The organism is Agrobacterium sp. a22-2 (assembly GCF_012276985.1).
Lineage (GTDB): Bacteria > Pseudomonadota > Alphaproteobacteria > Rhizobiales > Rhizobiaceae > Allorhizobium.
On sequence record NZ_JAAXMM010000006.1, the window covers coordinates 50,610 to 64,556 of the forward strand.

Annotated in this window: 13 protein-coding genes; 9 read left to right on the forward strand and 4 right to left on the reverse strand. The window is 61.4% G+C overall.

Annotated features, from left to right (window positions below):
* The first annotated feature begins 66 nt into the window (after positions 1 to 66).
* The 5 genes from HFC70_RS10855 to HFC70_RS10875 all read left to right on the forward strand — a co-directional run bounded on the left by HFC70_RS10855 (position 67) and on the right by HFC70_RS10875 (position 5,852).
* Complete coding sequence (locus tag HFC70_RS10855; RefSeq protein ID WP_168473260.1) at positions 67 to 834, forward strand: ABC transporter permease; 768 nt, start codon at positions 67 to 69, stop codon at positions 832 to 834.
* A complete protein-coding gene (locus HFC70_RS10860) occupies positions 831 to 1,490 on the forward strand; it encodes an ABC transporter ATP-binding protein (RefSeq protein WP_168473261.1) in 660 nt (219 codons plus the stop codon). Before HFC70_RS10855 ends, HFC70_RS10860 begins: the two co-directional genes overlap by 4 nt.
* Positions 1,490 to 2,830, forward strand: a complete 1,341-nt coding sequence (locus HFC70_RS10865) for an RkpR, polysaccharide export protein (protein ID WP_168473262.1) — start codon at positions 1,490 to 1,492, stop codon at positions 2,828 to 2,830. The genes HFC70_RS10860 and HFC70_RS10865 overlap by 1 nt, the downstream gene beginning before the upstream one ends.
* Before the next feature lie 166 nt (positions 2,831 to 2,996).
* Positions 2,997 to 4,505, forward strand: coding sequence for a hypothetical protein (locus tag HFC70_RS10870; protein WP_168473263.1), 1,509 nt, complete (start codon positions 2,997 to 2,999; stop codon positions 4,503 to 4,505).
* Between the two features lie 153 nt (positions 4,506 to 4,658).
* Complete coding sequence (locus HFC70_RS10875; protein WP_168473264.1) at positions 4,659 to 5,852, forward strand: MFS transporter; 1,194 nt, start codon at positions 4,659 to 4,661, stop codon at positions 5,850 to 5,852.
* Here the strand turns inward: HFC70_RS10875 and HFC70_RS10880 are convergent.
* Positions 5,839 to 8,115 (reverse strand): xanthine dehydrogenase family protein molybdopterin-binding subunit, encoded by a 2,277-nt coding sequence (locus tag HFC70_RS10880; protein WP_168473265.1) that lies wholly within the window; start codon positions 8,113 to 8,115, stop codon positions 5,839 to 5,841. The genes HFC70_RS10875 and HFC70_RS10880 overlap by 14 nt on opposite strands.
* 5 nt (positions 8,116 to 8,120) lie before the next feature.
* The gene (locus tag HFC70_RS10885; RefSeq protein WP_168473266.1) at positions 8,121 to 8,582 is read right to left on the reverse strand and encodes a (2Fe-2S)-binding protein; all 462 of its coding nucleotides are present in this window, start codon (positions 8,580 to 8,582) and stop codon (positions 8,121 to 8,123) included.
* A gap of 77 nt (positions 8,583 to 8,659) precedes the next feature.
* On the opposite strand from HFC70_RS10885, the gene HFC70_RS10890 reads away from it, so the two are divergent.
* The 3 genes from HFC70_RS10890 (at position 8,660) to HFC70_RS10900 (ending at position 11,316) form a co-directional block, all read left to right on the forward strand.
* Positions 8,660 to 9,247, forward strand: a complete 588-nt coding sequence (locus HFC70_RS10890; protein WP_168473267.1) for a TetR/AcrR family transcriptional regulator — start codon at positions 8,660 to 8,662, stop codon at positions 9,245 to 9,247.
* A gap of 81 nt (positions 9,248 to 9,328) precedes the next feature.
* The gene (ispG, locus tag HFC70_RS10895; protein WP_168473268.1) at positions 9,329 to 10,579 is read left to right on the forward strand and encodes a flavodoxin-dependent (E)-4-hydroxy-3-methylbut-2-enyl-diphosphate synthase; all 1,251 of its coding nucleotides are present in this window, start codon (positions 9,329 to 9,331) and stop codon (positions 10,577 to 10,579) included.
* A 74-nt stretch (positions 10,580 to 10,653) separates the two neighbouring features.
* Positions 10,654 to 11,316, forward strand: coding sequence for an OmpA family protein (locus HFC70_RS10900; protein ID WP_168473269.1), 663 nt, complete (start codon positions 10,654 to 10,656; stop codon positions 11,314 to 11,316).
* Between the two features lie 63 nt (positions 11,317 to 11,379).
* On the opposite strand, the gene HFC70_RS10905 is transcribed toward HFC70_RS10900, so the two are convergent.
* Together HFC70_RS10905 and HFC70_RS10910 are read right to left on the reverse strand one after the other, a co-directional pair.
* Positions 11,380 to 12,021 carry a LysE family translocator gene (locus tag HFC70_RS10905; RefSeq protein WP_168473270.1) on the reverse strand — a complete coding sequence of 214 codons (642 nt, stop codon included), beginning with the start codon at positions 12,019 to 12,021 and terminating at the stop codon, positions 11,380 to 11,382.
* Positions 12,022 to 12,146: 125 nt separating this feature from the next.
* Positions 12,147 to 13,061 carry a polyprenyl synthetase family protein gene (locus HFC70_RS10910; RefSeq protein WP_246735734.1) on the reverse strand — a complete coding sequence of 305 codons (915 nt, stop codon included), beginning with the start codon at positions 13,059 to 13,061 and terminating at the stop codon, positions 12,147 to 12,149.
* 148 nt (positions 13,062 to 13,209) lie between these two features.
* Between HFC70_RS10910 and mtgA the strand changes: the two genes are divergently transcribed.
* Positions 13,210 to 13,941, forward strand: a complete 732-nt coding sequence (gene mtgA / locus HFC70_RS10915) for a monofunctional biosynthetic peptidoglycan transglycosylase (protein ID WP_368669627.1) — start codon at positions 13,210 to 13,212, stop codon at positions 13,939 to 13,941.
* Positions 13,942 to 13,947 lie beyond the last annotated feature (6 nt).

Sequence of the window (13,947 nt, forward strand, 5' to 3'; positions counted from 1 at the left end):
AAGGCTGCGAGCTAAGGGTAAGCGTAGGCCGTTTTGGATTCGGCGGCAACCACTGGGCGTTGACATATGTATTTGCAGACGCATGCACGGATCGTATCGGCTTTGTTGATTCGCGAGATGTCGACCAAGTTCGGCAGCAAGCCTGGTGGCTACATCTGGGCACTGCTCGATCCGGCGGCTCATGTCGCCCTGCTGACATTGCTGTTTCAGGTCATAGCCCGCGTGCCGGCGCTTGGAACCAGCTTTCCGCTGTTTTTTGCCACCGGTTATATCGCCTTTAATTTCTACAGTTCGACAGTGAACTATCTCAGCAGTGCTGTGAAGGGCAACAAAGCTCTGCTCAACTATCCAAACGTGGCGCCTGTCGATACGGTTACGGCGCGCTTCATTCTGCAGCTAGGGACAATGTCGGTCGTTGCCTTTATCATCCTCGGCGCGATCCTTTTGACATTGCATACCACCCCGGTTCTTGACTGGCTGGTGATTATAGAGGCGGCAATGGCCGCAAGTCTTCTTGCTGTGGGCGTTGGCATGGGAAATGCGGTTCTTTTTGCGCGCTTTGCGCTTTATGAAAAGATATACGGTATTGTCACAAAACCGCTTATGCTTATGTCAGGGGTTTTCTTTCTGCCAGATAATATTCCTCACCCGTTTCGTGAATTCTTATTATTTAACCCCCTCATACATGTCGTAATTCTATTTCGAACCGGCTTCTATCCCGAATATCGTGGCGATGCACTGAACACGCAATACATGTATAGTTTTATTATATGTACGCTGTTCGCGGGAATGTTGATATTTACTCGATCGGCAAGAGTTTTGAGAAACGAATGATCAAACTGGAAGATGCAACCAAGATCGTTTACGCCAAAAATGTGCGGAAGCCTATTCTTGACCATGTCTCTCTGACGATTCAGCGAGGCAAAAGCATTGGTTTGCTCGGCCGGAATGGTGCCGGCAAATCGACGATGCTTCGTTTGCTGGCGGGGACCATCCGACTGGACAGCGGCCGTATCGTCAAGCGGGGAAAAACATCCTGGCCGCTCGGCTTTGCCGGCAGCTTTCAGCCCAATATGACGGGAGAGCAGAGCGTTCGCTTCGTTGCCCGGATCTATGGTGTCGACAGCGAGGCTCTCATCGCCTACGTCGAGGATTTCGCGGAACTGGGGGCGTTCTTTCGGGCGCCGGTCGGAAGCTACTCTTCGGGCATGAAGGCACGCCTTGCCTTCGGCGTCAGCATGGGGGTAGAGTTTGACTATTACCTCGTTGATGAAGTGACGGCCGTCGGCGATGTGAATTTCAAGAAAAAGTGCAGGCAGGTGTTCGAGACTAAGTTGCAGAACTCCGACGTTGTCATGGTCTCGCATAGCACGGGCACGATCAGAGAATATTGCACTTGCGGCATCGTACTGGAAAAAGGCAAATTGTCTTATTTTGATGATGTCGAAGATGCTATTCGCGCCCACAATAGGAATATGAAGGAAAACTGATGGACAACGTGAGGGATATTTCTGAAACCGCTGCCGCTCGTTCCGTCAGACAGGCGGCGCTTGCGGCCGCAAGGCAGAATAAGGAAAGACGTGCCCAGCAGGAGAATCATCCGAATGTTAGGGTTCTGGAAAATCTCCTGGACGCTCCTGGCAAAGTGCGAGTCGCTTCTCCGAAGAAAAAGAAGACGCTGATAGCGCGCTTGAAACTGCGCCATATGGTGATTGTCGCCTCGTTCCTGGGACTGGTTGTTGTTCCGGCCATCGTCGGGACGAGTTACATGTTGTTCGTGGCTGCCGACCAGTATCATAGTTCTTCGTCATTTTCGGTCAGGAGTATTGATTCGGCTGGCGCTGCCTCGGATATCTTAGGCATGTTTACGCAATCCTCGGGAGGCAGCACGGCATCCGATTCCTATATTCTCATGGACTATGTCATGAGCGAGCGCATGGTTGCCGAGCTTGACCAGCATTTCAATCTCGAGGAACTCTTCAAGCCACGCGGTGCAGACTTCTTCTACGGCATTGGCAAGGATCTGCCGATCGAGGACAAGCTTGACTATTGGCGCAGCATGGCCTCGATCAACTTCGACATGAGTTCGGGCATCATGCAGCTGGAAATCAAATCCTTCGATCCGTCGCAGTCACAGGAAATTACCAATTTCGTTCTGGCGCGCTGTGAAGCCCTGATCAACGACCTGTCGATGAAGGCCCGTGAGGAGGTCCTGAAAACAGCTCGCTCGGAAATTCTGCTGGCGGAAAAACGCCTGGCCGATGCGCGTATCGCCCTGCGCGAGTTCCGTGACGTGTCGCAGGAAGTCGATCCCATCGAAGGGGCAAAGCTGGCGACCCAGCTGGTCGGTGGGCTGGAGCAACAGCTGGCTTCGCTCAATGCCGACCTGTCGACGGCGCGGGCCCAGATGGGTGAAGACACGCCACGCATCCGCGTCTTGAAAGCGCGGATCGGCAGTATTGAGAAGCAGATCGATTTTGAACGCCAGCGGCTTGGCAGCGGCGGGGCGACGGGCGAGCAGCAGGCGGCCACCGGCAATAGCCCGCAGGCCGGCCAGGATGTGGCTGGTCGGCTGCAGATCTACGAACAGCTCGAGACCGAACGGGAATTCGGCGAGCGGACCTATACGGCAGCCCTGGCCGGCATGGAATCGGCCCGAATGGACGCCAATGGGAAGCAGCGCTATTTGGCGGTCTTCGTCAATCCGACTCTGTCGGAAATGGCTCAGTATCCTGCCCGGCTACTGAACTCCTTCCTTGTTCTGCTGGCAGGCTTGTTTGTCTGGGGCGTGCTGACGATGAGCTATTACAATATCCGCGACCGGGCATAACCGGTCGCGTTCGCCTGCTGCGAGCATTGGGGCTTCCTGTGTTCTGAGCCTCACTTCGGCGGACAGGGCGGTGGATGTCGAGTTGCGCAATTGCACCCCATGGTCAAATCCGTTCCGGGGCGCGATACCCTTCCGTAAAGACCTCCCGGATCTGTAGAGAATTCCATTGGCCACGACTCCCCTGATTGATGCCGGCGATGTGTGGATCCGACGGCGCGACGGATTGAAGGCCTGGCTGGCCTTTACACCTTTCAGCAGGCTGCTCGGGTGCAGCGCCTCCTTCCAGGATCGGGCGGCACGGGAAGGCGTTCTGCTGGCCTCGCTGGTCATGAGGGTCTGGCGGTTCATGCCCAGTTTCATGCTGGATATCGCGATGATTGCCGAAGGTGCGGGCGACGAGCGGTCCTTTCGCCGCCTGTTGGGCCAAGCCATGACGGCAGCCGCGGATCTGGAGGCCCGCCTGGGCGGGCGCCCTGCGGCGCTGGACGAACTCGTGCGCTTTCATATCGCGATCTTTGATCTGAACAAGGCAGCGGTGCTGGCCGAGAGCGGTCGCTTGGCCGGCATCGATGGCGCGGACGCCCTGTGTAGCGAAGTGAAGGCGCTTGAGGCTGAATGTGCGCCTTGGCGCCATGCCGTCGAGGCCGCACGGCAAGATCTGATTCGGCGCATGCAGGGGGCTGCGACCGACCAGAGGGGCAATTACCTGACCGTGTATGTCCCCGGGCCTGCGTTTCGCCGCAACCGCCGGGATTATCCCGGATTTCGCAGCGACATCCGCAAGGTGTTCCGCCTGATTTTTGCGGATCTGGATGCCGCCCAGACGCCCTACAGGGTGGCGGCGCGCATGGCAAAACATGGGGCTCTCTCTGGCGAAGGCGGTCCGTATATCGCCTACCACAGCGTCGGAACATCGAAGCAGGGGCTGCATGTTAAGGAAACCGACCGACGGTCCTATTTCAGCGTCGATACCGCCGGATATTCCGGTTGGTCGGATTTTTCGAAGCGTCCCTTGCCGGCCCAGCCGGCGGATCGTTCCGTGATTGAATCGTTTGTGGCTGGCGAGCGGCGGGCACTGATTGCCGGCAATCAGTCGAAATACGAGCAGCCCGATCAGGATCCGGCGCGACCTGCAAGCCCTCCTCATGTCTTCGTGGCCCTGCAGGTGGTCGATGATGCGGTGCAGCGGCTGGCGCATGTCCATATGTTCGACATGCTGGAAGAGGTGAGCCTGGTCTGCCGGGCGAGACACATACCGGTGGTGGTCAAGCGTCATCCGCTTTGCCGGTCCTGGGAGGTCGCAAGCGTGCTGCGCCGGGGTGAACGGCGGGGGCTGTTCTCCGTCTCGCCCGATTCGATCCATGGCCTGATCTCGAATGCCTGTGCTGTCTGCGTGGTGAATTCGAGTGTCGGGGCCGAAGCGCTTCTGCATGGAAAGCCGGTCTACACCTTCGGCGCCAGCGAGTATCAGGCGGCCACCTTTCAGATACGGGCTCGCGGAGACTTTGCCAGGGTTTTCGAGCCCGACCGGCTGCCGGCATCGACGGAGGCGATCGAGGCGCTCCTCTATTCGCTGCGGACGGATTATGCCGCCAATGTTCGCGATGACGAAGGGATACGCACATTCCTGTCTGGCAGACTGTCCTCGCTGCTGGCGCAATCCCAAAACGATTGATCAGGCCCACTTGCCGGAGCCCCATGTCGGGGCGACATAAAATGTGAGACGGACCGACGCTTTTACGGTTGCGATTTCAATCGATTTAAATAATTTCGGGCCCTCATCATAGGCTTATATTTGGTGTTCTCCCGGCCACAGGACCTTTCATTCATGTTCAATATTACAATACCCCGTGTTCGCGTTGCGGTGTCGTTGCTGTTCCTGCTGAACGGTTTTGTCATAGGGTCCTGGGCGACGAAGATCCCGGAATTCGCCGCGCGGCTGGCCCTGTCGGAAAGCAGTCTCGGGATCATGCTGCTGGTCTTCGGCCTGGGCTCCCTCATCCTGATGCCGCTGGCCGGGGGCCAGATCGCGCGTTTTGGATCCAGGCATGTCGTGGAAGTGACGACGATCCTGTTCCTGCCGACATTGCTTGGTGTCACCCTGGTCGGCAATGTCTGGGCTGCTGCTGTCGCCATCTTCCTGTTCGGCGGACTGACCGGGGCGATGGATGTGGCGATGAATGCCAATGCCGTCGAGGTCGAGCGGCAGTTGCGCCGGTCGATCATGTCGTCCTGCCACGCCTTCTGGAGCCTCGGAGGCCTGTTCGGCGCGGCGCTTGGCGGCCTGCTGATCGTCCGGTTCGGGCCGGTCACCCATGCCGTGGCTGTCACTGCCATCGCCGCCGGCCTGTTTGCCATCGCCTGGCCGCTGATCCTTTCCGACAGGCCGCACGCCGCCGAGGAGCACAAGCGCGCCCGGCTGCCGATGTCGCCGCTGCCCTGGCTGATCGGCCTGGTCGCGCTGTTCTCGATGATCCCCGAAGGCGCGGTGCTCGACTGGGGCGCCCTTTATCTGCGCAATGAACTCGGCGCGTCGGTCGCCGTCTCCGGTTTCGGTTTCGCCGCCTTCTCCATGACCATGGCGGCGATGCGATTTGCCGGAGATCTGGTGCGCGATCGCTTCGGAGCTGTCGCCACGCTGCGCACCTGCACGGTTCTGTCTCTCACCGGCCTGGTGCTTGCGGGTCTCGCACCCAATGCCATCGTGGCGATCATCGGCTTTGCTGTCGCCGGGATCGGCATTTCCAACATGGTGCCGATCGCCTTTTCCGCGGCCGGCAACCTGCCGGGCATGGCGCCTGGCATCGGCCTGTCGGTGGTCACGACCATGGGCTATTCCGGCATCCTGTTTGCCCCGTCGCTGATCGGCTTCATCGCCGAGCATGTGTCGCTGTCGGTGGTCTTCACCTTCGTATCGCTGCTCAACGTCATCGTGCTGCTGTTGTCCGGCCTGGCGCGCTATGCGGACCGGATCAAACAGATTGATCTTGGAGCGGAAGGCCCCAGCGTCAGGCGAACGTGACCTCGCGCGACGGGGGCAGGCGGCGATGCCGCTTGCCGGTCAGGGCAAAGATCGCATTGGCCAGCGCCGGCATCGAGGGCGGCGTGCCCGGCTCTCCGGCACCGCCCATGCGGGGCGAATTTTGCAGAAGCTCGATCTCCACGGATGGGCATTGATTGATCCGCATCGCATCGTAGTCGTGGAAATTTGACTGCTGCACGACGCCGTCGGCAAAGGTGATTTCCTGGCCCATGGCAGCCGACAGGCCGTAGAGGATGCCCGACATCATCTGGGCCTTGAAGTTCAGGGGATCGAGCACCAGGCCGGGGTCGGCGGCGCACCAGACCTTTTCGATACGGATGGCGCCGTCCGTCTGCGAGATCTCCACCACTTCCGCCACCCATGTGCCGAAGGACAGGGCAAATGCCATGCCGCGCGCCCGGCCGGCCGGAAGTACCGTCTGCCAATCCGCCATGGCTGCCACCTTCTCCACTACGGCAAGGGCGACAGGATAGTCGGCCATCAGCTTGCGCCGCAGCGCCAGCGGGTCGGTTTTGCCGGCCGCGGCAATCTCGTCGATGAAGCTTTCGTGCATGAAGGTGTTGTAGGAATAACCGACCGAGCGCCAGAACCCGATCGGGATCTCGATCGGTGCCTTGCGGCCGTCGATACGGTAGTTCGCGATGCCATAGGGCTGGTTGTAGGCGCCGTCGATCAGCGAATTGTCCGGCCCGCCGATCGGCACATCGGGATAGTAGCGCGCCACGGCGCTGGCGATTACCGAAGGCGATGCGACGGAGCCGACCATAGCGCGTGGCAGGCCGGTCTCATCGAGCACCGCCTTGTAGCGGGCCTTGGCGGCCGGGCGATAGGGGCCGTGGCTGATGTCTTCCTCGCGGGTCCAGGTCACCTTGACCGGCCTGCCGTCGGCATGAAGCGCCAGGCGGATCGCATAGTCGGAGAAATCCGGCTCGATGCGCCGGCCGAAACCGCCGCCGAGGAAGGTGGTGTGGACCTTGATCCTGTCGTCATCCAGGCCGGTAATGCGGCTGCCGACCGCCTTGACGAGGGTCGGGCCCTGGTTGGGAGACCACACCTCAAGGATGCCGTCCTTGAACTGTGCGGTGGCATTCATCGGTTCCATGGCGGCATGGGACAGATACGGCACGTCATAGGTCGCCTCGATGACCTTGTCCTGCGGGGCATCGGCAAAGATGCGGTCCGGATCGCCCACAGTGCGCAAGGTGAAGGAGTCCGGACCGTTGAGCGTCGTGGTCAAGATGGCATCGATCGCCTCAGAACTCTGCGGGCCGGGACCCTTGTCCCATTCGATCGTCACGGCGTCCGCCGCCTTGAAGGCGCGCCAGGTATTGTCGGCAATAACGCCGATGCCGTGGCCATAGGGGCTGTCGATCGCCACCACGGTGCGGATGCCCGGCATGGCCAGCGCTGCCGTGGCGTCGAAGCTCTTCATGCGCGCGCCGGGGCTGGGGTTCATGCGGACGGTGCCGTAGAGCATATCGGGCAGGTCGACGTCGACGCCGAAGATCGGCGCGCCTGTCACTTTGGCCAGCATGTCCTTGCGCGGCTGCGGCTTGCCCAGGATCTTCCATTTGGATGTGTCGCGAAGGACAATGGTGTCGGGCGGCGCCAGCTTCGCAGCTTCAAGGGCCAGTGCCCCATAGGTCAGACTTCTGCCGGATGCCGGATCGGTGACCGTGCCGGCTTCCGTCTTCAGCGACGAGGCCGGTACGCCGAACTGCCTTGCCGCTGCTGCCTTCAGGGTTTCGCGGGCGGCGGCACCCGCATGGCGCATCTTCTCGTAGCCATCGGCCATCGAACTGGAACCGCCGGTGAACTGCAGGGCGACGAATTTCGCAACCACGCCCATGGTGCCGCGAACGCTTTCCGCCAGAAGCCCGTCATCGAATTGCGGAAAGGGCGCCCCTTCGGTCAGCGCGGCGCGGTTGAAATAGGCGGGCGATGCAGGGCCGTGTTCGATACTGACCTGCTCCAGTGTCACATCGAGCTCTTCGGCGACCAGGGCGACAAGCGTCGTGTAGCTGCCCTGGCCCATCTCGGCACGCGGCGCGATGATGGTGATGCGGTTGTCGGTGCTGATCTTCACATAGGGGTTGAAGCTCACCTCGCCCTTTGCCAGTTCGCCCTCCAGCGGATTGGCGAAGGGTTTCTTGTAGGTGTAGTAGCCGAAGGCAACGCCGCCGGCGATGGCGGCCGAGCCGATCAGGAAGGTGCGTCGGGCGATTTTTGCAATGCCGGCCATGGTCGTCACGCTCCCGCCATGCCCGAGGCAGCGCGATGGATCGCGGCCCTGATCCTCGGATAGGTTCCGCATCGACAGAGATTGCCGGCCATGGCCTCGTCGATGTCCTGGTCGCTCGGCGAGGGATTTTGTTCCAGCAGGGCGACGGCATTCATGATCTGGCCGGCCTGGCAATAGCCGCACTGGGCAACCTGCTCTTCCATCCAGGCCTGCTGGACCGGATGAAGGGCACCGCCGGAGGCAAGTCCGTCAATGGTGCGCACCTCGCTCGTCACATCCGCAGCAGCCGTCTGGCAGGAGCGAACGGCCTCTCCATCGATGATCACGGTACAGGCGCCGCAGAGCCCCGCGCCGCAGCCGAATTTCGGCCCTTTGACATTGAGAATATCGCGAAGCACCCACAGCAGTGGCATGTCGGCTTCCACATCATCGAACGCATGGGACTTTCCGTTGACGATCAGGTTCACTTTCCAAGCCTCCTGGACTAGTTTTGCCGTGACGAAATATTTCTGACAAAATAACAAAATGTGTCATAATGTCAACAATGGACGATCCGAGAGCAGATCCAAAGCGCGCAGCCGTTCTCAGGGAGGCCTATGCCGCCTTCACGAGCTATGGCTACAAGCGCACGACGATGGATGACATCGCCCGTGCCTGTGGCATGTCGCGGCCGGCGCTTTACCTTCTCTACGACAACAAGGCCGACATCTTCCGCGCCTGCATGCAGGCGATGATGGCGGATATGCGCCTTGGGATCGTTGCCAGTTTCCGTGGTGACGCAAATGTGACGGACAAGGTCAAAGCCGCACTGTTTGAGGGCATTGTACGCCACTATCGCGACATTGCCGATACGCCGCATGGCGCGGAACTCTTCGATATCAAATACGACTTCGCGGCGGATCTGTTTCGCGACTGGGTGGCGGCGATGGAGGAGGAGATCGCCGCAGGCCTTGAAAACGCGGCCGCTCATGGTGCGGTCGACCTTGGCCGCTCCGGCCTTTCGGCAGAGCGGGTCGCGTCGCTTCTGGTCGACGGTGCCGAGGGAATGAAGATGCGGATGGCGACGGCGGATGACTTCACGGCCCGCCTGTCCGACCTCGTCGATCTGATAATCGGGCCACTTTCGACCTGAGCCCCCTTTGCCATGCTGTTGACAAGAGGGCATGTTTGATCCACCTGAAATGTCAGATTTCCGCGCTTCGAGAGCATGATTATGGCGCAAGCTGAAGACTTTGATCCCAAACCGCGCCGTGCATCGGTGGCTGTCGATGTCGGCGGCGTCATCATTGGCGGCGGGGCACCGGTCGTCGTGCAGTCGATGACCAATACCGATACGGCCGATGTGGATGCGACGGTGGCCCAGGTGGCGGCCCTTTACAAGGCCGGCTCCGAGATCGTGCGCATCACCGTCGACCGCGACGAGAGTGCCGCCGCCGTGCCGAAGATCCGCGAGCGCCTGCTGCGGCTCGGCATGGACGTGCCGTTGATCGGCGATTTCCATTATATCGGCCATCGGCTGCTGGCCGACCATCCGGCCTGTGCCGAAGCGCTGGCCAAATACCGAATCAATCCGGGCAATGTCGGCTTCAAGGACAAGAAGGACAAGCAGTTCGCCGATATCATCGAAATGGCGATCCGCTACGACAAACCGGTGCGCATCGGCGTCAACTGGGGTTCGCTCGATCAGGAACTGCTGACCACCCTGATGGACCGCAACCAGGCCAACGGCTTTCCGCTGTCGGCCCGGCAGGTGACCCGCGAGGCGATCGTGCAGTCGGCGCTGATTTCAGCGGAGCTGGCCGAAGAGATCGGCCTGCCGCGCAACCGCATCATCCTGTCGGCCAAGGTCAGCCAGGTGCAGGACCTGATCGCCGTCTATTCGATGATTGCGGCCCGCTCCGATCACGCTTTGCATCTGGGCCTCACCGAGGCCGGCATGGGCACCAAGGGCATCGTCGCCTCGTCGGCGGCCATGGGTTACGTGCTGCAGCACGGCATCGGCGATACGATCCGCGTTTCGCTCACACCGGAGCCGAATGGCGACCGCACCCGCGAGGTGCAGGTGGCGCAGGAGATCCTGCAGGTCATGGGCTTCCGGCAATTCGTGCCGGTGGTTGCCGCGTGTCCCGGCTGCGGGCGCACCACGTCGACGGTGTTCCAGGAACTGGCGCAGCGTATCCAGGACGATCTGCGCAAGAACATGCCGGTGTGGCGCGAGAAATATCCCGGCGTCGAAGGTCTGAACGTTGCGGTCATGGGCTGTATCGTCAACGGCCCCGGCGAGAGCAAGCATGCCGATATCGGCATCTCGCTGCCGGGCACCGGCGAAAATCCGGCGGCGCCTGTGTTCATCGATGGGGAAAAGGCGCTGACGCTGCGCGGTCCCAATATCGCCGGCGATTTCGAATCGCTGGTGATCGATTATATTGAAAAACGCTACGGCCATAGAACGGCTGCCGAATAGGCCGCCGGCCGTTTTCTTCATTCCGCCGCAATTGCTGTGTTGACGGTATCAGGACGCCATGGAGTGACTATCCGATGCTAAAGAAATTTATGATCCTCGCCCTTGCCGGCAGCTTCCTCAGCGCCTGCACCACGACCGACCCCTATACGGGCGAACAGAAGATGTCGAACACGGCAGGCGGTGCCATGCTCGGCGCCACCGTCGGCGCTCTCGGCGGCCTTGCCGTCGGCGGTTCCGCCACGGGCCGTCGTGATGCCGCCCTGGTCGGTGCCGGCATCGGCGCGCTCGCCGGTGGCGCGATCGGCAATTACATGGACAATCAGGAGGCCGAACTGCGCGCCCAGCTGCAGGGCACCGGCATTTCTGTCACCCGTGTCGGCGACCGCATCATCCTGAACATGCCGTCGAACATCACGTTTGCGACCGACCAGGACCAGGTCATGCCGCAGTTCTACGCGACGCTGAACTCGGTGGCGATCGTGCTGCGCAAGTTCAACAAGACGCTGATCGACGTCAACGGTCACACCGATTCGACGGGCAGTGCCGCCCACAACCAGGCGCTCTCCGAACGCCGTGCCTACTCGGTCGCCAATTATCTGAGCTCGCAGGGCGTCGATCAGCGACGCGTCTCTGCGCTCGGCTTCGGCCCCAGCCAGCCGGTGGCTTCCAATGCCACGCCGCCCGGCCGCGCCCAGAACCGTCGCGTCGAGATCCAGATCGCGCCGATCAAGGGTTGATCGGGCTTTCACGTCTGCCATCGCGGCGTCGCCTTCTGGCGGCGCCGTTTTCGTTTGGGTGTTTCAGAGCCGAGCGGTCAGCAGCTTTACCCCGGCAACGCCGAACAGCAGCGCCATCGTCCCGTCGATGCCGCGTCTGGCCCGGCGATAGACGGCAAGGGCGCCCGAGGTGGAAAACAACAGGGCATAGCCGGCAAAGACCGTGATGCCGGTCGCCAGGCATCCGCCGACGATGAATCCGACCGCCTCGATCGATGCGGGGGCCGGCAGGCCGATCGAGATGATCGCCAGCCAGGCAAAGATCGCCTTCGGATTGGTCAGATGGATGGCATAACCCAGCAGGAATGTCTGCGTCAGCGTTCTTGGCGCGGCCTTGCCGGTCTCCGGCAGCATCTCCTCCTTGCGCAACGCCGATCGCAGGGCCTTGTAGGCGAGATAGAGCAGGTAGAGACCGCCGGCGATCTTCAGGAGCTGCAGCAGCTGCGCATAGTGGGTGAGCAAAGCCGCCAGGCCGAACGATGCGGCCATGGCCCAGGTGAACGAGCCCGCGAAAACGCCGGCGGCCATAGTCAGTCCGGCCTGCCGCCCTTGCGCAATCGAGGTCGAAACGATTGCCATGATGGCCGGTCCGGGACTGATTACGGCGACCAGGTAGACGAGATAGGCCGCCATGATCTGCGGCAGGTTCTGGACAATATCGTTCATCGGATCTCCGGGCATGGCTGTTGCAGGCGGAGATCATACCCGAAAGAGCGATCGGAACACGTCAGTTGATTTGATCCAAACCCGAAATCGGGTGATGGATCGCACGGGCGGGAGAGATTTTACCGTCAGTTTTTCCGGTTGGCCACGAACCGGGCGGTTTCGATCAGCATGCCGGCCTTCGGGCCGTAGACGGTCAGAAGTTCCGTCGCTTCGGCCACGAGGCGGTCCAGCTCGGCCTCGGCCCAGGCCTGGCCGCGCACGGCCACCAGCGTGCCCTTGCCGCGGGCGGCATCTTTGCCGGTGGCCTTGCCCATGGTAGCGGCATCCGCCGTCAGGTCCAGCAGATCGTCGGCCAGCTGGAAGGCCCTGCCGATCCTCTCACCGAACTGTCTGAGGCGCTGACGGTCCGGCATGTCTGCGCCTGAGATGATGGCGCCCGACTCGCAGGCAAAGCGCAGCAGCGCGCCCGTTTTCATGGCTTGAAGGGTGACGATGCCGGCCTCGTCCGGCGTCTGCTTTTCGGCCGCCAGATCGAGCGCCTGTCCACCGGCCATGCCGCCGAGACCGGCCGCGCGGGCCAGCGCCAGCACCAGTTCGGTCTTGGCCCTGTCCGACACCTCGGTTTCCGGGGCGGCAATCACATCGAAAGCCAGCGTCAGCAGGCTGTCGCCGGCCAGGATGGCGGTCGCCTCGTCGAAGGCGATATGTACCGTCGGCTTGCCGCGCCGCAGGTCGTCGTCGTCCATGGCCGGCAGATCGTCGTGGACGAGGGAATAACAATGCAGGCATTCGAGCGCCGCGCCCACACGCATTGCGGCATCTCCATTGCCGCCGAACAGGGCTGCACTTTCCATCACCAAAAAAGGTCTCAGGCGTTTGCCGCCGTTCAGCACGCCGTGGCGCATGGCCTGAAGAAGCGTGTCCGGGCGACGGATTTCCTGCGGAAGGCTCTCGGAGCCCAGCAATTGCGACAAAAGCGCCTCCGTCCGCGAGGCGCTGTCGCGAAGGTGGCGGTCGAAAATGTCGGTCCCCTGTTCCATGGCGCGCTGTTTGCCATGGCGGACGGGGGTGGCGCAACGGGAATCTGTGGTGAGCGTCGGCTTCATGGGGCGGTTGATCTGGTCATGCCGGAGTTTGAACGGTATGAAAAATGGCGGCGTTGCAAATTCAGGCGGTTGGACATTGACGATTGATATCGAGCCGGAAGACAACGGCGATTTTCCGGAGACCCGGGAACAAGGTGGTCTGCGACGCATTTTGCGACGCGTTCTCCTGGTCCTGGTCATCCTCTGCCTCCTGCCCTTCGCTCTGATCCTCGTCTACCGGCTCGATTTTATCCGTCCGATTTCGACCCTGATGTTGACCGATCTGCTGCTGCTGCGCGGTTACGATCGCCAATGGGTGGAGTTTGAGGACATCTCGCCCAATCTGGTGCGGGCGGTGATGATGTCGGAGGACGGCCAGTTCTGCGCCCATAACGGCATCGACTGGGAGCAGATGCGGGCGGTCGTCGACGATGCGCTGTCCGGCGAGGCGACGCGCGGCGCCAGCACCATTCCGATGCAGACGGTGAAGAACCTGTTCCTGTGGAACAGCCGGTCCTTCCTGCGCAAGGGGGCGGAACTGCCGATCGCGCTTGCGGCGGATTTCATCTGGCCGAAGAAGCGCACCATGGAGCTCTATCTCAACATCGCCGAATGGGGACCGGGGATCTACGGCGCCGAGGCCGCCGCCCAGCATCATTTCAAGGTGCCGGCCTCCAAGCTCACGGCGCGCCAGGCTGCCCTCCTGGCCGTGTCGCTGCCCAATCCGATCGAGAGGGTGGCGGGCAAGCCGGGCAATGGCATGAAGCGGCTGGCCAATCTGGTGGATCGCCGGGCCAAGCGGTCCGGTGCATATATCAAATGTCTTTATGACTGAGTTCAG

Excerpts from the sequence above, each read along its gene's own strand:
- HFC70_RS10855 (WP_168473260.1), top strand. The coding sequence starts at position 67 with ATGTATTTGCAGACGCATGCACGGATCGTATCGGCTTTGTTGATTCGC.
- HFC70_RS10860 (WP_168473261.1), top strand. The coding sequence starts at position 831 with ATGATCAAACTGGAAGATGCAACCAAGATCGTTTACGCCAAAAATGTG.
- HFC70_RS10865 (WP_168473262.1), top strand. The coding sequence starts at position 1,490 with ATGGACAACGTGAGGGATATTTCTGAAACCGCTGCCGCTCGTTCCGTC.
- HFC70_RS10875 (WP_168473264.1), top strand. The coding sequence starts at position 4,659 with ATGTTCAATATTACAATACCCCGTGTTCGCGTTGCGGTGTCGTTGCTG.
- HFC70_RS10880 (WP_168473265.1), bottom strand. The coding sequence starts at position 8,115 with ATGGCCGGCATTGCAAAAATCGCCCGACGCACCTTCCTGATCGGCTCG.
- HFC70_RS10890 (WP_168473267.1), top strand. The coding sequence starts at position 8,660 with ATGGACGATCCGAGAGCAGATCCAAAGCGCGCAGCCGTTCTCAGGGAG.
- ispG (WP_168473268.1), top strand. The coding sequence starts at position 9,329 with ATGGCGCAAGCTGAAGACTTTGATCCCAAACCGCGCCGTGCATCGGTG.
- HFC70_RS10900 (WP_168473269.1), top strand. The coding sequence starts at position 10,654 with ATGCTAAAGAAATTTATGATCCTCGCCCTTGCCGGCAGCTTCCTCAGC.
- HFC70_RS10905 (WP_168473270.1), bottom strand. The coding sequence starts at position 12,021 with ATGAACGATATTGTCCAGAACCTGCCGCAGATCATGGCGGCCTATCTC.
- HFC70_RS10910 (WP_246735734.1), bottom strand. The coding sequence starts at position 13,061 with ATGGAACAGGGGACCGACATTTTCGACCGCCACCTTCGCGACAGCGCC.